At 47.4% G+C, this 20,477-nt stretch carries 17 protein-coding genes and 1 pseudogene; 4 read left to right on the plus strand and 14 right to left on the minus strand.

Going from position 1 to position 20,477, the window contains the following annotated elements; all coding sequences use genetic code 11:
* Window positions 1–238 precede the first annotated feature (238 nt).
* Window positions 239–1,597 (plus strand): DUF2868 domain-containing protein, encoded by a 1,359-nt coding sequence (locus B0181_RS07420; protein ID WP_158078949.1) that lies wholly within the window; start codon window positions 239–241, stop codon window positions 1,595–1,597.
* 176 nt (window positions 1,598–1,773) lie between these two features.
* On the opposite strand, the gene B0181_RS07425 is transcribed toward B0181_RS07420, so the two are convergent.
* The 8 genes from B0181_RS07425 to pheA form a co-directional block, all read right to left on the minus strand.
* Complete coding sequence (locus B0181_RS07425) at window positions 1,774–2,175, minus strand: ExbD/TolR family protein (RefSeq protein ID WP_078276882.1); 402 nt, start codon at window positions 2,173–2,175, stop codon at window positions 1,774–1,776.
* Window positions 2,176–2,184: 9 nt separating this feature from the next.
* Entirely contained in the window at window positions 2,185–2,739 is a 555-nt protein-coding gene (locus B0181_RS07430) for a MotA/TolQ/ExbB proton channel family protein (protein ID WP_078276883.1), read from the minus strand.
* A 196-nt stretch (window positions 2,740–2,935) separates the two neighbouring features.
* Window positions 2,936–3,994 carry a hypothetical protein gene (locus tag B0181_RS07435; RefSeq protein ID WP_078276884.1) on the minus strand — a complete coding sequence of 353 codons (1,059 nt, stop codon included), beginning with the start codon at window positions 3,992–3,994 and terminating at the stop codon, window positions 2,936–2,938.
* A 355-nt stretch (window positions 3,995–4,349) separates the two neighbouring features.
* Window positions 4,350–4,787, minus strand: coding sequence for a 2-amino-4-hydroxy-6-hydroxymethyldihydropteridine diphosphokinase (locus tag B0181_RS07440; RefSeq protein ID WP_078276885.1), 438 nt, complete (start codon window positions 4,785–4,787; stop codon window positions 4,350–4,352).
* 312 nt (window positions 4,788–5,099) lie between these two features.
* The gene (folB, locus tag B0181_RS07445; protein ID WP_078276886.1) at window positions 5,100–5,456 is read right to left on the minus strand and encodes a dihydroneopterin aldolase; all 357 of its coding nucleotides are present in this window, start codon (window positions 5,454–5,456) and stop codon (window positions 5,100–5,102) included.
* A gap of 201 nt (window positions 5,457–5,657) precedes the next feature.
* Window positions 5,658–6,506, minus strand: coding sequence for an EamA family transporter RarD (rarD, locus tag B0181_RS07450; RefSeq protein ID WP_242620180.1), 849 nt, complete (start codon window positions 6,504–6,506; stop codon window positions 5,658–5,660).
* Window positions 6,507–6,940: 434 nt separating this feature from the next.
* The gene (locus B0181_RS07460) at window positions 6,941–9,250 is read right to left on the minus strand and encodes a bifunctional prephenate dehydrogenase/3-phosphoshikimate 1-carboxyvinyltransferase (RefSeq protein ID WP_078276889.1); all 2,310 of its coding nucleotides are present in this window, start codon (window positions 9,248–9,250) and stop codon (window positions 6,941–6,943) included.
* A gap of 185 nt (window positions 9,251–9,435) precedes the next feature.
* Window positions 9,436–10,536 carry a prephenate dehydratase gene (pheA, locus tag B0181_RS07465; RefSeq protein WP_078276890.1) on the minus strand — a complete coding sequence of 367 codons (1,101 nt, stop codon included), beginning with the start codon at window positions 10,534–10,536 and terminating at the stop codon, window positions 9,436–9,438.
* A gap of 440 nt (window positions 10,537–10,976) precedes the next feature.
* On the opposite strand from pheA, the gene B0181_RS07475 reads away from it, so the two are divergent.
* Window positions 10,977–11,894: a transaldolase gene (locus B0181_RS07475; protein WP_078276892.1), complete on the plus strand. Its 918-nt coding sequence runs from the start codon at window positions 10,977–10,979 to the stop codon at window positions 11,892–11,894.
* Between the two features lie 215 nt (window positions 11,895–12,109).
* Here the strand turns inward: B0181_RS07475 and B0181_RS07480 are convergent, their stop codons facing one another.
* The 3 genes from B0181_RS07480 to B0181_RS07490 all read right to left on the minus strand — a co-directional run bounded on the left by B0181_RS07480 (window position 12,110) and on the right by B0181_RS07490 (window position 17,185).
* Window positions 12,110–13,471, minus strand: a complete 1,362-nt coding sequence (locus B0181_RS07480; protein WP_078276893.1) for a lytic murein transglycosylase — start codon at window positions 13,469–13,471, stop codon at window positions 12,110–12,112.
* Between the two features lie 259 nt (window positions 13,472–13,730).
* Window positions 13,731–16,370, minus strand: a complete 2,640-nt coding sequence (locus tag B0181_RS07485) for a CRISPR-associated helicase/endonuclease Cas3 (RefSeq protein WP_078276894.1) — start codon at window positions 16,368–16,370, stop codon at window positions 13,731–13,733.
* A 26-nt stretch (window positions 16,371–16,396) separates the two neighbouring features.
* Window positions 16,397–17,185 carry a D-Ala-D-Ala carboxypeptidase family metallohydrolase gene (locus tag B0181_RS07490; RefSeq protein WP_078276895.1) on the minus strand — a complete coding sequence of 263 codons (789 nt, stop codon included), beginning with the start codon at window positions 17,183–17,185 and terminating at the stop codon, window positions 16,397–16,399.
* A gap of 335 nt (window positions 17,186–17,520) precedes the next feature.
* Here B0181_RS07490 and B0181_RS07495 point away from each other — a divergent pair, with 335 nt between their 5' ends.
* Window positions 17,521–17,631 carry a GpE family phage tail protein gene (locus B0181_RS07495; RefSeq protein WP_115338235.1) on the plus strand — a complete coding sequence of 37 codons (111 nt, stop codon included), beginning with the start codon at window positions 17,521–17,523 and terminating at the stop codon, window positions 17,629–17,631.
* 47 nt (window positions 17,632–17,678) lie between these two features.
* Here the strand turns inward: B0181_RS07495 and B0181_RS07500 are convergent, their stop codons facing one another.
* The 3 genes from B0181_RS07500 to B0181_RS07510 all read right to left on the minus strand — a co-directional run bounded on the left by B0181_RS07500 (window position 17,679) and on the right by B0181_RS07510 (window position 18,599).
* The gene (locus B0181_RS07500; protein ID WP_078276897.1) at window positions 17,679–17,900 is read right to left on the minus strand and encodes a hypothetical protein; all 222 of its coding nucleotides are present in this window, start codon (window positions 17,898–17,900) and stop codon (window positions 17,679–17,681) included.
* A 106-nt stretch (window positions 17,901–18,006) separates the two neighbouring features.
* Entirely contained in the window at window positions 18,007–18,231 is a 225-nt protein-coding gene (locus B0181_RS07505) for a hypothetical protein (protein ID WP_078276898.1), read from the minus strand.
* A gap of 50 nt (window positions 18,232–18,281) precedes the next feature.
* Window positions 18,282–18,599: a hypothetical protein gene (locus B0181_RS07510; protein WP_078276899.1), complete on the minus strand. Its 318-nt coding sequence runs from the start codon at window positions 18,597–18,599 to the stop codon at window positions 18,282–18,284.
* Between the two features lie 1,284 nt (window positions 18,600–19,883).
* Here B0181_RS07510 and B0181_RS12480 point away from each other — a divergent pair.
* Window positions 19,884–20,243 (plus strand): annotated as a pseudogene (locus B0181_RS12480) (septal ring lytic transglycosylase RlpA family protein); the annotation flags it as partial.
* Between the last annotated feature and the right edge of the window lie 234 nt (window positions 20,244–20,477).

The raw sequence follows: 20,477 nt of genomic DNA on the forward strand, positions 1-20,477 counted from the left end.
GGTGGGGATGGTATCTACAAGCCGCCCCACTTGGATTTGCGAGACGATTCGATTGCAAGTTGGATTAGCACAGCGCAACCCAACATATTTATAACAAGTCTTTGAATTTGCTGGGTTTGGGTTTTGCAATCTCTACCCACACCCCAAACCAAAACAACCCATCATCACAAGTTTATAACAAACATGACCGCACAAATCATGTACAATGTGCAAATCATCAAATAAACCAAAATTCACCATGAGCCATCAGACACACAGCACACAAAAGACCGAAACCGAGCGCAAACTGCTTGCCGAGCTTGTGCGTAAATTGCAAGAATCAGGCTTTAGCTTTGCTCAGCCGCCGCACATCATCACTCAGTCGCTCATCGCCCAAAATGCTGCAAGCAATACGCCAGCTGCGCCCATTGAGCTTGTTTTTGAGCGTGCCGAGCAGCTGGACAGCGATGGCAAACTGCGCCACGCTCTAGCGCAGTCCAAGCGTTATTTATCCGCCACCGCCAAACTGGTGTACGCACTGTATTTTGTCTTGGGTGCGCTTGGCGTGATGGCACTGCTTGGAGCGCAAGTCGTCAATGTGTTTTATGTGTTGCTTGCACTTTTGGGCTGGCACAGCTTGTCGCTTTTGTGGTGGTGCGTGTCGCTGGTTTGGCAAAGACCTGCTTCTATTTTTGGTGAGCTTGGCGAGCGTCTGGTACTGCTGCGCCCCATTCTTAGCAAGCTCAACCACGCAAGCGATCCAAACGTGCTGCGTGAAGCCTTTGCCGTGCGCTATGACACCATCAAGCCTGTGCGTCATTTTGCGCTGGGCAAGCTGCTGCACGGTGCGTGGCTTGCGTCTTTGCTTGGAGCGATGGCGGCATTGGTATGGCTGTTTTTGGTGCGCCAGTACGATTTTGCGTGGCAATCCACTTTATTACACGAATCGCACATCGCTTGGCTGATTGGTAAAATTGGCGCATTGCCTGCCGCGCTTGGCTTTGATGTGCCAGATTTTAGCAGTACCAATGCCGCCACACGCGCACAATTTGCGTGGTTTTTGCTGCTGGCGGTGGCTTTGTATGGCTTACTGCCACGGTTTATCGCTTTTATGGCTTGCGCATTTTTGGCACGTCCACGCTGTGAAATTGACACTGCCTTGCCTTATTATGCCAAACTTTTGGCGGATTTTACGCCGCGCGTGGTGGATCAAGATGACTTCACACCAAGCACGCCTACCTCTTACAGCACCGCCGACACCGCCCAGCCGATGATTTTGGCGTATTTTGAGCGCATAGTAACACCAACGCCTGCCATTGATGAAAAACTTAGCAAACTCACCATCGCCGCAACTTTTGGCACGGTGGACGAACGTGCGCAATGTGACGAGCTGACCCAAACCGCCCACGCACAAAATCTAACCATCTTACTTGCCGTCAGTACACACACTCTGCCTGATCGTGGCGTGCTTAGAAAAATTGACCGCTTGGCAAGTCAAGCACCACTGGCGATTTTACTGTATGACGACAATCCAAACCTACCAGCAAGCCAGCACAGCGCATGGCAACACGCCCTAAATGAGCGCAATCTTTTGGTGTTTGATGTCAGCCAGCACTAAGTGAATTTACCAAACTCAAACCCCAAATCAAACCAACAAAAAAACCACATTCATACTCAGAATGTGGTTTTGTTTTTTGCAAGCTCTTGCAAGTTTTATGATTTTTTTAATTTTGCAAATTTTTGGTTTTGCAAGTTAATAAGTTTGCCCTTGCATTCATTGCCTTTTTGACAACATCACTCATTAACAAAAGCAATCTTAGACAAGCCAGCACCGCTTGCCGTTGCCAGCACTTGCGCCACCATGTCATATTTGCCTTCTTTGTCGGCACGCAGCTGCACTTGCGGATCATCGCCTGTGGCCACCGCCTGCTCAAAGCGTGCCTGCAATTCAGTTAAGCTCACTTTTTCAGCGTCCCAGTATACGTCGCCAGCAGCATCAATGCTCACTTGCAGCACTTTTGGCGGCAAATCGTTCACTTCAGCGCTCGTTTTTGGCAAATCCAGCGGCACGGTTGGGTTTAGCACCGTTGCCGTTACCAAAAAAATAATCATCAGCACCAGCATAATATCAATCAAAGGAATCAGATTGATTTCATTCATGCCGTCATTGTTGCCATCGCCCAATTCAAAAGCCATAACCGCCCCTTAGCGCACGCTTTGCGCCAAAATTTGATGGGCGGTGGTGTTAGCGGTGTGCATGGCACGCTTATTTAGGCGTGTGGCGATGTTATAAAACACCACCGCAGGAATCGCCACTGCCAGCCCAAGACCAGTCATAATCAAGGCTTCGCCCACAGGCCCTGCCACTTGCGCAAGCCCTGCTTGCCCGCTTTTGGCAATGCTGTGCAGCGCATGAAAAATCCCCCAAACCGTGCCAAACAGCCCGATAAAAGGCGCAATCGCCGCTGTCGTACCCAGCACAGGCAGACCTTTTTCCGCTTCAAAGCGATGGTGCGCAATCTGCTCAAGCAAATTTTGCTCCACCACAAGTTTACGCTCAGCAAATGCAAGTGCGCTAAATTCGCCCTGCTTATTTGCCATGTGCGCTTTTAAATCGCTGGCGATATTTGTCGCCATGCGCTTAGAATTCAGCAGGCGCATAACGCCCACCACCCACGACACCACCGACAATGCCAGCAGAATAAAAAACAAGGTTTTGCTCACCGCATCGGTATATTGCCAATAATGTGCAAAATCCATAATTTTCCCCAATGGTTTGATTTTGTTTAAATTTTTATGTTTTGATGGCGTTTATCGCCTAAATTTCGCTTGGTTTTTGTAAACTTTTGCAAGTTGAGTTGCAAGCTGTTTGCAAGTTAATTTGCTAAATTTTGCAAACCATCTGCAAGTCTTTGCAAGTTTGTAGCGCATGATGACATTAAAACTTCACAACCCATCACGGCACTGGCACGGTCAGCGTAAACGTACCTTTGCCAGACATCGCACGCCCATCACTGCTGGTAAAAGGGTGTAGTGCCGCTTGTCTGATTTGACGCTCCAGCACGTTTTTTAGGCGTTTGTCAGAGATGCCAGAAATGCTGACGGCAGTAATTCTGCCTTTGGCGTTCACCGAAACGGTGGCGGATGCAGTGATGGTCTGCCCATTCAAGCTGCGATCGCTGACGTCATCAGGGCTGATAGAAAGTCTTGGCGCGCGCTTCCAGCTGGCATTAGTGATGGATAGATTTTGTCCAGTCAGTTCGCCTTGTGCGCCTTTGGCTGCACTGTCGTCTTTTGCTTGGCTTTGTTTGTCGCTGTCTTTACCGCCTGCACCTTGGGCGTTTGCTTGACGATTAGCAGCAGCTTCAGCAGCCTTACGCGCCGCTTCAGCTTGGGCTGCTTTGCGCTCCGCTTCGGCTTTACGTTCTGCTTCGGCTTTTTCACGCGCAAGTCGCTCTTTTTCTTGGGCTTTGCGTTCTTGTTCAGCACGTTCTTGCGCCAAGCGTTCTTGCTCGGCACGCTCTTTTTGCAAACGCTCTTTTTCTAAGCGCTGCTGCACTTCAAACGCTGCCTGCTCGGCACGCTGACGCTCCAGTGCAATCACATCAGGCGTAGGCTGTGGCGCAGGCGTCTTAACTGGCACAGGTTTCACTGGTTCAGCTTTGGTTGGTTCTGGCTGCGGTTTAGGTTCGGGCTTTGGCTTAGGCTTAGGTTTTTGTGGCTCAACAGGCGCAGGCGCAGCAGCTTTTGGCTGTTGCGGCTGAATTTTTGGCTTAGCTTGCGGCTCTTCTTGCGGTTTGGGCAAAGCTTTTGGCGGCTCAGGCGATTCCAGTTGATTTAATTGCACCAGCTGAATTTGCAAAGGCTCGCTCACCTTAGGCGGTGGTGCGTCCAGCGCAGGCATATTCATCAGCCCAAAAGCCGCTAAGCCGTGCAATGCCAGCACACCGCCAATCGTCAATGCCTTGATGGGTGCATTGGTGGGATTTGTAGTTTTGGCTGGCACATCGCTCATTGTGATCACTCAGGCTAATCGCTTGGAATGGTAAAAATTGGGACGAAAATTATCGCTTGCTCGCCTGTTTTGGCGGTTCATAGCTGTCTTTTTAGTTGCCGCTGCGTCTTGATAAGTGCTGATTTTTATCGTGTTTAAAATCACAATGACAACTTAAATAAATACAAGAATAAAAACGATAATAATTCCTAATTACATATTATGCACCATTTTTATCAAAAACTCAAGCGCCATTTTTATCAAACCGCCATTTTTAACCACCCTCAATCCGGTGCAAATAACCCAATCAGCAGAACTTCGCCAATCAAACCCTTTGTGCTTTATTTGTAGTTATTTTCGGTATTAAAAAGCATGGCTAAATCAGCCATGCCGCTACTTGCATAAGTCCCGTGCGCTCGTGCGCCTTAAAAGGCAAGCGTTTTTGATGCACGCACCATGCCCCATCACTGCCTTGCACTGCCAGCACATCAATATCCATCGCCACATCTTGTCCATCACCGCGCCCACATTGTCGCTCAATTTCCTTGGTGGCAGCAATCCACGCACGCACCGTGTTTGGCGCAGCAGCATCAAGCAGCACGCAAGCATTATGGTACACACGCTCGGTTTTACCTGTAAAATCCTTACTTGCCGCCACATCAGAGCAGTCAAGTTCGCCAAGTTCGCCAAGTTTTGCCAGCGCAAGCTCAAAAGAGCGCTCGTGATGATGATTGCTGCCAAGCGCCAGCACCAGCGTGCGCACCTGCTCACGGCCGTCAAACTCATCGCACACGTTGATGACTGGCTTATTCATGGTTTGGATAAAATTCTCTTGTAAAATGCACGTTTATTAGGCGGTTGTTCGGCTGGTTGCTTATGTTGTTTGTAAAGACAGCTTGATCAAAATCCTTCATCATAAGCACACCAAACCCCAATCCAGCCCTTTAACAAACTCAAAGTGGACGAAAACCACATCGGCATACTTTTTAAAATACTTTTAAACCGCTTTTCATTCATCAAATGGTGCATTCAAGCCGTTTGGTTTGGCTTAGCTTGATTTGGCTTTACATTGTCTTTTCTTTGTATTTACACTGTCTTTTTAAAGTTTATTGCATCAAGTCAAAAATTACTGCTTTTCACGCACCACTTCCACGCCCACACTGTCGGCAGCCTTGATGGCATTTGGCTTGTGAATGGTAAGCGTAACACGCAGACAAGGATAATTTGCTAGCAAATAATCGCAAATATTCTGCGCCAAACTCTCAAGCAGCTTAGCTTTTAGCTCATGGCACAGTCTTTCAATGTCTTCGCACACGGTTTTGTAATTGATGGCGTGCGCCACATCGTCCGTGCTGCTCGCCTTGCTCATGTCGCACTCTAGGCGCGCGTCAATCACCAAAGACTGCTTAATCGCGCGCTCCCAATCATAAACACCAATTAAGGTATTGATTTTTAAGCCTTTAATGAATACCACATCGTTCATTGTTATACCTTTTTATCATATCTTTGATTGCGATTTTAATGACTGTGTCATGATTAACGTTACGTTTATTTAAATACTAATTTGATGGCTCGATGGTTTACTGATTTCACGCCAAGCGTACAAATGCGCATTGACAAACAAACAGTTATCACGCCAAGCCAATCAAATGCCGCGCAAATTTCATCAACTTTTGGCGCACAATCACGCCTTGCGATGGCGCAATAAATCCACGCTAAAAATCGCAAGCCCCGTCCAAATCAAGCCGAACACCAAAAGACTGCGCACATCAAACGGCTCACGATAATAAAACACCGCCAGTAAAAACACCAAACTTGGGGTCAAATAACCCATAAAACTCAGCGTATTAAAATTTACTTGCTTGGTGGATTGGTTGTACAAAAGCAGTGGCAACAGCGTGATTGGGCCTGCGAGCATCAACAGCCACACCGCAGACGACCACCAAAAACTCGGCACACTGCTTGCCACATCGGCAAAATTAAGCCAAATCAAGCACAAGGGCAGCAGCAGCAAAGTCTCAAGAAACAGCCCGTCAATCGCATCAAAAGGCGTTTGCCGCTGAATCACGCCATAAAAAGCAAACGACAAAGCAAGCAGCAAACTCACCCACGGCACACCGCCAAACATAGCAAGCTGCACGCCCACCGCCACCGCAGCAAACACCACCGCCCATTTTTGCAAGGGGCGCAGCTTTTCTTTAAAAATCAGCATGGATAACGCCACGCCCACCAAAGGATTGATAAAATAACCCAAACTGGCTTCTAGCACCCTGTCATGCGCCACCGCCCACACATAAGTCAACCAATTTGTGCCGATGAGCAGTGCCGCCACGAAGGTGAGTAGCAGCCATTTTGGGCGCGCCTTTACGCAAGCCAACCAAGCGCGCCTGCGCCCAATCACCATCACCACTGCCAAAAGCACAAACGTCCACACCACACGATGCACGATGACTTCCACCGCGTCATAATGCGCCAACTGCTTGAAATACAAAGGAAAAACACCCCAAATCAAAAATGCCGAAAACGCAGTCATCAAGCCCTTTGGCGTGGTAACAATGTCAGCTTTACTGCTGCTTGCTGCCACGCTGATGGCACCTGTGGTGGTTGATGAATTTTGCGAATTTGACATGGTGGATTGGGCGGTTTTGGCGGCTGGTTGATGATTGCTCTTTCGTATAATGGATTGATTGTTAATTTGCTGGCTGTGATACGATAAATGCAAGTTTGCAAACTGGCTTGGCTTGCACAATAGCTGCGCTTGCAAAATAAATTACAAAACAAAATTTCACTTGCAAAGGAAAATTTTTGCAAGTGAATAAACTTGCAATTTTGCGCCACAATCTCACAAATAGACTTGCAAACTGGCTTACAACCATCTAGCAAATTATCTTGCAATTTACCAATCTGCAAATCCACTCACTTGCAATTATTTCTTGTGCTTGCTTCTTGTAGCTATTTCTTATAAAACTACTTCACGTCAATTTTTAAGCCTACACGATTGGCAAGGTCGGCAAAATTCGGGAAACTTGTCGCTACCGTTTCTGTGCCATGAATGACGATTTCGTCTGCCGCACGCGCACTTGCCACCGCAAAACTCATGGCAATGCGATGGTCGTGATGCGATTCAATCTCGCCACCGCCAAACACCGCATTGCGTGTACCTGCCACGCCCTTGCCGTTGATGATAATGCCGTCTTCTAGCACGGTGCAATCCACGCCAAGCGCGCTTAAGCCGTCCGCCATCACCGCAATGCGGTCAGATTCTTTGACACGCAGCTCTTTTGCACCAGTAAGCCGAGTTGTGCCAGTGGCGCAGCTTGCCGCGACAAACAGCACAGGAAATTCATCAATCGCCAGCGGCACCAAATGTTCTGGAATATCAATGCCTTGCAAATCCGATGGGCGCACCGTGATGTCAGCGATTGGCTCGCCGCCCACCACCGTTTCATTACTCACCGTGATGTCTGCGCCCATCAAGCGCAAAATATCAATCACGCCTGTGCGTGTTGGGTTCATGCCAACCTTTTGAATCGTCAAGCCTTCGCCGCCGCCAATCGCCGCCAGCACCATAAAAAACGCTGCACTAGAAATGTCCGCTGGCACGATGATGTCGCACGCACTCAAGCGCCCGCCGCCCGTTACGCGAATTTCTCTGCCGCTACTCACCACAGGATAGCCAAAGGCGTTTAGCATACGCTCGGTGTGATCACGGCTCACTTCAGGCTCAACGATGACGGTCTCGCCCTGCGCCCACAAAGCCGCCAAAATCAGGCACGACTTAATCTGCGCAGACGCCACAGGCAGCTCATAATGAATGGCGTTTAAGGTTTGATTGCCCGTGATAGAAAGTGGTGCAGTACCCTTTTCGCCCGTGCTTTGGATTTTTGCACCCATTTGGCGCAGTGGCACCGCCACACGCTCCATCGGACGCTTTGATAGGCTGACGTCGCCTGTCATCACGCTGTCAAATTTTTGCGCTGACAAAATCCCCGCCAAAAGGCGCATACTCGTGCCAGAATTACCCATGTACAAAGGGTTTTTTGGTGTGCTCAAGCCATCAATGCCCACGCCATGAATGACGACTTGATCGCCTGTACGCTCAATCTTCACGCCCATATCGCTAAAGGCTTGTAGCGTTGCCAGTGCGTCTTCACCTTGCAAAAAACCACTCACACGCGTTACGCCATCGGCAAGCGAACCAAACATGATGGAACGGTGCGAAATGGATTTATCCCCCGGTACGCTAATCACGCCACTGATGTCGTGCTGCGGCTGAATGTAATAACTTTGGCTCATGGTGTCGTCCTGATTTGAAAGTGAAGTTTTTGGTTTGCCTGCCAGCATATGCCCAAAATGCCGTCTGGCGTGGCGCGCGGTGGCAAGCCATTGTAGCAGTGGCTCAGATTGCGCATTGATGCTGGTATCGTGCGCTTGAATCATTTGCTTGGCACGGGTGAGCTGCGCTTGATAAGCGTCTAATGCCGTCAAAAGTGCCTGCTTATTTGCCATAAAAATATCATGCCACATCACAGGGTGGCTTGCGGCAATGCGGCTAAAATCACGAAATCCGCCTGCCGCATAGCGAAAAATGTCCAAATTATCGTCATGCCCAGCCAGCTGCTCGGTCAGCGCAAAAGCAAGCAAATGCGGCAAATGGCTGGTGTACGCCAAAATCTCATCGTGGCGTGCGCTGTCCATAAAAATCACGTCAGCACCAAGCGTCTGCCACAGCGTCTGCACCGTGTTTAGTGCGACATCATCGGTGCGCTCGTGCGGACAAATGATGACTTTATGATGGCAAAACAGCTCAGGATTGCGTGCGTGAAAGCCTGAATTTTCCGCCCCTGCGATGGGGTGCGCTGGCACAAACGTGGGTGGCACTTGCCCAAAAACACCGCGCGCCGCTTCCAGCACGCTTTGCTTGGTGCTGGACACATCGCTGATAATACACTCTTTGGCTAATTTGCCAGCATCCATCGCGCGCTTAATCTCGCCAAGCACGCCTGCCAATGCTTGCACAGGCACGGCAATGACAATAACATCTGCGCCCGCCACGCCTTCATAAACGTCCGTACTGCCAGCGTCCAAAAGTCCGCTCATCACGCCATCGGTGATGCTGTCTTGGCTTGTGTCCACCGCCACGATTTGCTTGGCAAGTGCGGCGTGCGGTTTTTGTAGGGCGTGGTTTTTGATGCCTTGGGCGAAACTTGCCCCAATCAGCCCAAGCCCAATCACGCACAAACGCTCACAGGGCAAGGCGTGGCGATTTTTTGTCATGATAATTCTACCAAATTTAATGGTGCGTTGTGATTTACGTTAAAATACCGTTTTTGATGATTTGGCGGTTAATTGGATTGATGGTTGATTGGCAATCAATTTAACTAACAGTCAATTTAATTTACCATCAAATCAAACACGATACACCACCTAAATTACCACCAATTTATCGTCAATTCACCAAATCACAAAACCGCTTTTGGATACGAACCCAGCACACGCAAATCTTTCACCAGCGGACGAATTTCTTCAATCGCTGCCGCCACGTTATCGTCTTGTACATGTCCATTCATATCAATGAAAAACACATACGCCCATTTATTCGGACGCTCTGGACGTGTTTCAATACTCGTCATAGACACGCCATGCTTTTTGAGCGGCTCTAAAATCTCAATCAGCGCACCCGCACGGTCAGGGCTAGACACCAAAATAGACGTCTTATCTTGACCTGATGGCGGCACGTCTTCTTGACCGATGATTAAAAAGCGCGTGGTGTTACCCGGATTGTCTTCAATGTTTTCATACAGCTTATGCAAGCCATATTCAGCCACCGCCACATCACCTGCGATGGCGGCGCTGTGCCATTCGTTTTGCAGGCGGCGCGCGGCTTCACCGTTTGATGACACTGCCACTCGCTCCACATTTGGAAAATTCACGTCCAGCCAATGACGGCACTGCGCAAGCGACTGCTGGTGTGAATAAATACGGCTTAGACTGTCCACTTTGGTGTGTTCTGCCACCAAAAAATTATGATGAATTGGCAATTCCACTTCGCCAATGATTTTTAGGCTCGAACCCAAAAAACCGTCCAACGTATGATTCACCACACCTTCAGACGAATTTTCCACAGGCACAACGCCATACATCGCACTGCCTGCTTCCACTTCACGAAACACATCGGTGATGGTGGCAAGCGGCACGGTGGTCGCTGCCTTGCCAAAATGCTTGAGCGCAGCGGCGTGCGTGAACGTCCCAATCGGCCCCAAAAACGCCACTTTTTGCGGCGCTTCAAGCTCAAGACACACCGACATAATCTCACGGAACAAACGTGCCATTTTCTCGCCAGACAGCGGCCCTGTGTTACGCGCCATCACGGCTTTTAGCACCTGCGCTTCACGTTCTGGACGATAAAAAATCGGGTGGTCTTCGTGATGTTTTTTGACATCAGCAACCGACTGCGCAATGGCAGCACGGCGATTGATGAGCGTTTGGATTTGCTCGTCAATGCCGTCAATTTCTTTGCGCAAATCTTGGATTTTGGTGGTGTTTAATGCGGTATTCGTCATAAAAAATCCTTAAAACTGGCTTGGCGGGCAGATTTTGCCAAACAAAGCCAGACTTATTATAAATCGCAACGTAAATGGCTTGTTATAAAATGGTTTACTGTGAAAACTTGGGCTTGCCGCCATTATAAAAATGCAGCGATGGTCTTTTAAATCACGTCCGACAAACCCTTTTTATAAAATGCCATCATGATACACGATTTTTACAGATTGTAAAACGCCAATTTCACCCCAAAGCGCATTTTTGTGCAGAAAAACGTATTTGTTTGAGGGTTTTATAAAATGAAAGTTATCAATCCGCCAAACTTTTGGTTTATTAACACTTATCACACGCTCAATAAACTCAAAAAGTGCGCAAAACACTGGCAAAACGTGCGCAAATATGCTAAGTTTAGCGCACCATCATTCACCCTTTTTAAAATAACAACCACACGGAAAATTTTATGAGCGCATTAGCCAATCTTGCCAAACACACCATCATCGTTGCCGATACAGGCGATTTATCCGCCATCGCGCGCCTAAATCCTGTGGACGCCACCACCAACCCAAGCCTGATTACCGCCGCCTTTAAAAGTGGCGAACATGACGCATTGATTGGCGAAGTGGCAGGCATGGATACGGACGAAGCCATTGATTATTTGACCGTGGCGCTCGGCAAGAAAATCAGCGAACTGATTGCTGGGCGTGTTTCTACCGAAGTGGACGCGCGCTTGTCGTTTGACACCGAAGGCACGATTAAAAAAGCGCACGAATTGATTGCTCGCTACCAGCAAGCTGGCGTGGACAAATCACGCATTTTAATCAAAATCGCCGCCACTTGGGAAGGCATTCAAGCCGCCAAAACCCTTGAGCAAGAAGGCATTGCCTGTAATTTAACCTTGCTTTTCACCAAGGCGCAAGCGATTGCCTGTGCGGACGCAAACGTTACACTCATCTCGCCTTTTGTGGGGCGTATCACCGATTTTCAAAAGGCGCGCGATGGCGTGGACAGCGTTGCCATCAGTGATGACATGGGTGTCAATTCCGTCAAGCAAATCTACCAATATTACAAAGATTACGGCTACAGCACGCAAGTGATGGGCGCAAGTTTTCGCAGCACGGCGCAGATTTTGGCGTTGGCAGGCTGTGATTTATTAACCATTGCACCTGCTTTGCTTGATGAATTGTCAAACAGCGAACTTGACGTGCCAAGACAGCTGACCCCAAGCCAAAACATTCAAGCCAAACCTGCGCCAATCAGCGAAGCACAGTTTCGTGCAGCCCAAGAAAACGACCCGCTGGACGCTTTGGTACATAAAGGCATTGACGGCTTTATCAAGGCGCGTGATGAATTGGCGCAGCTGCTGCAAAACAAGGTGTGATTTACAACTTGACGATTGCCAGTTTTAGCCAAACTGACGAAACGCAGCTTGGAATTTTAATGCAATATTCGTCAGTTACGCCTAAAAATCACCAAAAACAAAACCACCAACACATATTATGTTGGTGGTTTTTTTGCAAGCGGCTTTACAAACGGTTATTTATAAACTGCCATTTGCAAAAATTAAGTCGTTTTGCATAAGATGACTTGTCAATTCTACCAAATCAAATCACCTGCCGTGCTTTGGCTGATAAAGCCATCTGGAATCTTGCCGTTTGCTTGCTGCCAGCTGGCAAAAGCTCTGCGAGTGTTTGCGCCTGCAATGCCGTCCACGCCGCCAGTGTTATAGCCTTTTGCGGTTAGGTTTCTTTGCAAGGCTTGCACTTGGGTGCGTGACAATGGCGACTCATAAGTTGGCCACGAAGCCACAAAGCCTTGACCGCCTGCAATGCGTTTTGCCAGCAAAGCCACGCCCAGCGCATAGTTTGATGAGTTGTTATACACTTTAATCACGTCAAAGTTTTGTGTGGCAAGCAATACAGGGCCACTGATACCTGCAGGCAGCCACAGCTCAGCGCTTGTTGTACCTGAAAAATATTCGCCCGCTGCCGATGTCAAGCCTAATTGGCGCCATTCGTCCAGCGAGCGTTTTTCGCCAATCAAACGATAATCAAAACCTTGCGGCAAACGCACTTCATAATAAGGCGCAACGCCACGCACCCAGCCTGCATTACCCAGATAGCTTGCGGTAGAAGTCAGCGCATCGCTTGCCGTCCATGGGTTTTTGCGACCATCGCCATTGCCGTCCACGCCTTCTTGAATCCAAGTGGCAGGGATAAACTGCGTGTGCCCCATGCCGCCAGCCCACGAGCCTTTTAGTTGAGATTGACTCACATCGCCACGCTCAATCATGCTAAGCATTGCCAGCAGCTGCGACTCAGCAAAATCACGGCGGCGACCGTCATAAGCAAGGCTAGACAAGGCGTTCACCAAATCCATGTTGCCCATGCCTGCGCCAAAAGACGACTCCATACCCCAAATCGCAGTGGTGATTTCCTTTGGCACGCCATAGCGATTTTCAGTGTCCACCAGCACCGAGCGTTGATCATTTAATTTGCTGCGACCTTGATTGATGCGATTGCTGCTGGCAGCGCCTTCCACATACTCCCACGGCATTTTGCTAAATTCTGCCTGCGAGCGATCCAAATCAATCACGCGCTGCGACAAAGCTGCACCATTCATCAGGCTGTAAACCGCGCCGCTGTTATATCCTGATGCGATGGCACGGCGGATAAAATCTGATTTCCAATCATCAAAACTGGCGTAAAACTGCGCTGATGACGTGGTGGATTGTACCGCTGGCGCTTGGGTTTGGGCTGGCTGAGTTTGAGTTGGTTTAGCAACTTGCGTGCTTTGAGTGCTGGTAACAATGCGAGTTGGCGTTTGCTCTTTAGATACCACGCTTGCGCCTTGCGTTACTTTGATGGGCTGCTGTGTCGGCGCACTGCTGCACGCTGCAAGTAATAACGCAGAAGTGGCAAGCGCCAATGCCGATACCGAAAAATACTTAGATTTCATAAACTTACTCTTTCATATATTGATAAACTTAGATAAACCTTGCCAAAATGCGCTAAAAACACCCTTTTGCAAGGATTTATTTGGCAAATTGCGCAAGTCTAACAAGAAAACTCACGCTTCGCAAGTGATGTTTGTAATGGATTTGTAGTTTGCTGGGTTTGGTGGTTGGGTTTATTGTAAAAAATCATCGTGCCAAGTGCCAAGTGCCAAACCATCATCAAAACATCACAAAAATTACCATATCAGCGCATTGGCTAAATTACCAAATTTCACACGTCATCTTGCCATCGCCCGTCAAATTCAAACCATATTCATCATCATAAAAACGCTCATCAAGTACCATCAAACCTGTCTCGTCAATGTCTGTCAGTGCTTGCGATTTTTCAAGCGCTGCAAACTCGTGAGCAAACACATTCACGCTCAGCCCCTGCACCTGTGCAAATAGCGCATAAAAATTTGCATCTTTGGGCTTGCTCACAAATTCGCACAGCTTGGTAATCAGCGCCTTACCTTCTTCGCCAAAGGGTGCGATGACTGCCTTGGTCGGCGCATCAATCGCTTGAAATGCCTTGCCTGCCGCCATAAAAGACTGATACAATTTGGGCTGCTGTCTTAATTTATAGCGCTCTTTGTTGTCGTTATGCTTTGGCAAGCCTGATAAATACGTCATCATGGAGTAATTATCCACAGGATAAACGCTCAATTTTTTCATAGCACCCGAACTCACAAAATTGCTAAAATACGCCGCCATCAACCTAGGTTCAAGCAGATCTTTATCCTTATTTTCTGGCATGGCAAGTTTTTGTAAGATTGTCAGCATGCACGCTTTGCCATGCTCAATGGTCTTAAGACGGCTTAGATTTTCCTTATCTGGCTGAATCAAAAACACCTGACCTTTTTCGCCTTTTGCGCCATCAAACAGCTCGCCATGCCGATTACAGCGCCCTGCCGCCTGCAGCACACTGTCAAGCCCCGCCACAAATCGCACCACGCTGTGAAACGAAATGTCCACGCCTGCTTCTATCAGCTGCGTTGAGATGACGATGGTTGGTAGACGCTGGGCAAGCCTATTCTTAATCTGCGCCAACAGCTGCTTTCTGTGATTGGCGCACTGCGATGTGCTTAGATGAAACACCTTGCCACGCTGATAAACTTGCGCCACGCTTTGATACAGCTGTCTTGCCCACGCCTTCGTATTGACAATCACCAGCACGTCATCAAAAGTTTGCGCCTTTTGCACCACAAAATCTGTCATTTCTTCCAAAGACTGCGGTTTTTGGCTGCAATCATGAATTTGCACACGCTTTAGCACATCAAACAGCTCATTGAGCGCACTTTGATCACCGACAATCTCCGTAGGCGTATGCAGCACGCCTTCATGCACCAAAGGCAAGCGGTGCAAAATCGGCTGAGTGGCAGTACACAGCACGGCGGTGGTTTTGGCGTGCGTGGTCAAAAAATTCACCGCATTACAAAACAGATGGTAGCAAGTAATCGGCAAAGTTTGGATTTCATCAAAAACAATCACGCTGTTTGTCAGCTGGTGCAAGCGCCGCACGCCTTTTGTGCCGCCAGCAAAACAACTTTCCAAAAACTGCACCATCGTGGTAAAAATAATCGGCTTATTCCAAGAATCCATCACCAGCTTGCTTTGCCATGTCTGCACATCAGGCTCGATATTACAATGTTGCTCCAGCACCCAATCGTATGCGCTTTGCTCGCCGTATGTGCCTTCACCACTAAAAATTTCACGCACTTCTTTGGCATTTTGCTCAATGATGCTGGTGAAAGGAATGACAAAAATAATGCGATCCAAATCGTGCAATTTGGCATGATTGACCGCAAAGCGTAAACTCGCCAAGGTCTTACCACCACCAGTCGGCACAGTCAAACTAAAAATTCCTTGTTTGGATTGCGCCATTTGCAAGCAGGTCTGCGCAACTTTTTGGCGTTGGGCATTGATGTGCTGAGTGCGGCTCGTTTGACAGTTGTCTGGCTCTGCCATGCTTGGCTCGCCCAAAGCCTGCTTTTGCTCAAAACCCTGATGCTTAGCAAATTCCTGACGCTTGTCGAAACTCTTATACTTCGCTTCCACCTTATCAATCGCCCATTGCCAATCAGGCTTGTGAAATTCAAGCTCATGCCGCTGCTTGGGATTTTCAAAAGCGATGCTGTTCGTCCTGTCTGCATCAATCAAACAGCTAAACAGCAGCCGCACTACAAATCCCACATAAAAATCCTTTTGTCTATCATGGATTTGCTCTGCCAGCACGCCATCAATAAGCGCTTTAAATTCATTATGAGCTGCAAGCAATTGCTGCAGCGTCATGCTTTGCAAGATTTTATTGGCGTGCGGATTTTTGATGATTTCGTCAAAATGCGTCTTATCGTGCGGCTTTTGCTTGCGTTTATCTAAAACGAACTCGTCATCAGCATTCACCACATCAATCAAGCCGCTGTGATGAGAAGCAATGCACAAAAACAGCACGTCCGACAGCAGCTGCGTCTGCCCGCCTTTTAAAGCTTTTGCCAGCACCTTGGCAATACACATCGCCCCTGCGGTCGAATGATCCACATCGCCACGCTGGTATCTTTGGTGATTACCCGACCCAAAATCCACATCAAAATCATTGGTATCTTGGCGAATGTAGCGCTGAAATTCACTGCTGAATTTACCAAAATCGTGCAGCAGCCCAATGATTTCACCGCAATGCGCAAGTCCAATCTTTGCCGCCAACGACTTGGTCAGCGCAGCCGTTTCAAATAAATGGGTTTGCAACGTTTGAACCGCGCCATCGCTTGAGCGAACGTGAGCGATGTAAGTAGGATTATTGGTGGAGTGATTGATAGGATTGTTGGTGGGATTGCTGGTCAAATTGCGAGCTGTGTGAGTTGTCATAATAAATCCTTTTTAAACACCATGCTTTATTGCCCCGCAAACATCTGCTGGCACGCCGCACCGCCCAAAGAATGCTGTGCGCCCCATTTGCGGTAGCCTTGCGTATCCAGATGGATTGCACCTGTCGCATACAAGCCCAGCCCCAAATTCCACCGTTCGCCATGCACAAGCCAAAACTGACACAGTGCGTCTTGAGTTGCCGCCAGCCGTGGGTCATCTGGCGCATAATCAGGAATCCATACGTCAATCGCACTGTTTGCCATGTGCTTACTTGATGGCGCGCCGCCTGCGCATTCATTGAGCGCAGGATTGCGATACACCGAGCGAATCTGCGTGTGCGCTGGCAAAACCGCTTGTGTTTTTAGCGCATGATACAGCCGCAAAGTCGGCAACATAGACGACCAAAGCGTTTCAGGTGGCACTTGATAAGGCGCAAAACCGCACACCAGCCACGAACGTGCCGTCGTCAAAAGCTCATGCATTGGCGGCACAGCAGCCACACCCAACTGCTGCGCCAAATACTGCTGGTATTTTGCCACATCGCTTTGCTGCGCCGAGTTTGCCAGCCACTGATTAAAATGCGCTGCACTGCCCACCTGCCCATCAATGACACCAAACGCATTATGGCTATGGTTTTGAGATGGTGCCGCCATTTGTGCTGATGTTTTGTGCGCACTCTTAGGCGTATGAGAAGTATGCTTAGACAAACTTTGTGAGCCGTTGGAATTGCTTGGTGAATAAGTGGGCGCACTCGCACACCCAGCAAGCACCATCGCCACTGCCAACGCACTTACCAAACCGTGTTTTTTGTTCATTTGATTATCCGTACTGATATGTTGGTTAAAATGCGTCTTTGATACATTTAAGATAAAGCAAGCCAGCAACTACACCACACCAACTTACTCAAGATAAATCGTTATAAATCAAGCAAAAACTCACTCAATCCTTTAAAAATTCGCAGCAGCAGCGCATACAAATCCAGCCACAAAGACAATTTCATTATGGATATTTTGGCTTAAAATGTCAATATTGCAGCACAGCCAGCACTTGAGCGCATGGGCTTGGTGGAATTTAGCACATTGGTGGGTGAAGTGATGGGTTTTTTCGCACAGACAGACAGCACGGATACCCAAGACGTGTAGAAGAAGTGGTGGCAAATTTGGCGGTGATTTTTCACTGGACGTTTGCCGATTGTGCTGGCATGACGCTTGATGAGCTGATGGATTGGCACGAGCTTGCCATCGTGCGTCATGAGAGCTGAAAATAAAGCCTAAGCTGGCAAAGGCTTAGGCTTTTTTGATAAGCGGCTTAGGTAAAGATGAGCGCAAAAATGATAAGAAAAATAATGATTAAAAAGAACAAACCCAATGCGACAGCAAAAGTACCGAAAATGCCGATTGGAGGATATGAAGCGATGCGTACATCAAGTTCAACCGAGCGTTTGCGACGCTCAGCTATGCGCTGGTTGATCGCCTCTAATTCACGAGCATTTTTTAGCAACTGCTCAAATTCAGGGTCGTGTGTTGACATGTCATCACGCCTTATAAAATAATCACTCAATCACACCAATAAAGCCTAAAAATAAAATGCCAATGACAACTGCGATTTTAGATGTTAGATGCCATGCCTTTCCTTTTTATAAAAACACCGTAGCGAAAATAACAAGACAAATAATGATTAAAAAGAACAAACCCAATGCTACAGCAAAAGTGCCGAAAATACCGATACTGCCAGATGTTGGTCGGGCGTTACGCTCTTTGGCTTTTTGCCTAAAGTACGCAATTTGTTCTTCATACCTCTGAATGCTTTGTGCAATTTCCTCAATCGTGCGCGTATCAATAGTTTCAGCTTCTTTTTTCATGTTTTTTATTCATTAAAAATACACACAATCAGCCCTGTACATATGAGCGGTCAAATCAAACCGATAAAATGCAAAAACAAAATACCGATGACAACCAAACCAAAACCAAAAAAGACAAATGCCAACATTGACCACGCACTAATAAAGGCATTGGCAAGGGTATCAGCAGCACTTGGGCGGTTGCGTTCCATTTGTTCCATTTCGTCAATGATTTGCTGCATTTCTGCCAGCTTTTCCTTTGCTTGGTCAAGCTCAGCTTGGGTTTCTTCACTCCATTTTTGAAATTCGTCATGATTATACTGCGGATTATCACGACTGGCATCACGGGCAAACTGACGTTTTAGACGTTCATCAAGTCTGTCTGTCATGTTTATTTTCCATCATACACATCTCATTATGGTAAATTTTAATTCATTCAAAGTCAAGACAAGCCGTCATTGCAAATCACTTTTCAAAACAACGACAAATCATCAGCCATCTTGCAAAAATCAGAACAATAAAAAATTAGAAAAACGAACGACACCCCCAACTTCCACCACTAACACCCCAAATCATACCAAAATATTTATAAAACAAACTTATCAATCCCATCAAGACACGCCCAAAATCAGCCACCTAAAATCCATCTAATAAATGTACGATTTGCGCCCGCATCCACACCAAAAATCACAGCAAAACAGCTTGGCTATTTTAGCGAATGCTTGATGAACATTTGATGAAAATCGCCAAAAAATTTACGGATTTTAGGCAAGATGAAGACAAAAATTTATCTAACTTATTGAAAATAAATAAAATTATATGCTTGTCTTTTATAAAAATAGTGCTACCATATAAAAAGCAAAATTTGCCACGCATATAAAACTTATGCCATTTGCCAAATCACCTTGATTTATAGGCAGGCTTACGGTTTTCATCAAAAGAATAATGGGTGAAAATCATGACAAAAGATTGATGAATTTTTGTGATTACAGCGTGTTTAAATTTTTGCATAATTTTTAGTTTTTCTAAACCAATGCCTGTGTGCAACTTGACGTATTTTTTTGACATACGCGTGCGGTTTTTAAGATAGTGTGATAAATCCAAATTTATCAAGCGCACTTAAAACCCCTTGGCTTAGTTCTTATTCAAACCCTTGAAAAGACAGCGCACAGACATCATCTTAGTAGGATAAGCTGTTTAAAAAGCAATCCATTACTAAGAAAAACGCAGCAAATGTTTGGCTTGGATAACCTTGTGTCCGATAACATTGAATCCACAATAAAGCCGAGCATTTGGCAAACTCACCCCATAAAGCCGTGTGCTTTTGGGCTTGGCGTGCACATAACCCACCACGTCATTTACAAACATTCGCCCAGCCAAACCCTGATTTGGCAAGGCGCTGATAAATGGCTGGTTGCACACCAAAGACAACCAAAGAGGTAATTATGAAACATTCACGCACATTGCTTGGCTGCATGGTCGTTGTCGGTTCAACGTTTGGACTAAATGCACACGCCAGTAGTGCCAACGCAGCTGGTGCCACAACCAACATTGAGCAAGTGTTAGGCGAGCTGACTCGTCAGCATGAAAGTGCTTCAAGTTTGGTAAAATCCGCCAGACAGCCAGTTTCACTTGCGCTAAATAGCCCACTGGTAAATAAAGCAACCACCACCATCAGCGGTGAAGAGCCAGTGCTAGAAAAACTCACTGCCGTTGCGTCAAACACGGTGAATAAATTCAAGCAGTCAGGCTTGGCGTCTTGGTATGGTCGCCAATTCCACGGCCGCAAAACCGCCAGTGGCGAGCGCTTTGATATGCACGCAATGACCGCAGCGCACCGCTCTTTGCCGCTAAACTGCTACATTCGCGTAACCAACAAAGACAACGGCAAATCTGTGGTTGTAAAAGTGAACGATCGTGGCCCTTTCCACGGCAACCGCGTGCTTGACCTATCTTATGGTGCTGCCAAAGCCATTGGTCTTACCCAAAAAGGCGTGGGCAACGTTACCATTGAGCGTGTTGATGGGCCGTAATTGTTGTCATTTGACACGCAGCATTCGCCCTAAATTGTAAAGTCAAGAAAGAAAAAGCCAGTTTTGTACTGGCTTTTTTGTTGAACTACTTTGGTTTAAACATCGCTGGCAATCGTTTAAAATCGCACCAAATCAAAACTGTAATTGACTGACAAAATTAACTTAAAGCCGCCAAAATCTGCTGCTTTAATACCAAGGCTGCGGCGCCATTAAGAAAATTTGGCTATTTTCAAA

The sequence above is a fragment of the Moraxella caviae genome (genome assembly GCF_002014985.1).
Taxonomy (GTDB): Bacteria; Pseudomonadota; Gammaproteobacteria; order Pseudomonadales; family Moraxellaceae; genus Moraxella; species Moraxella caviae.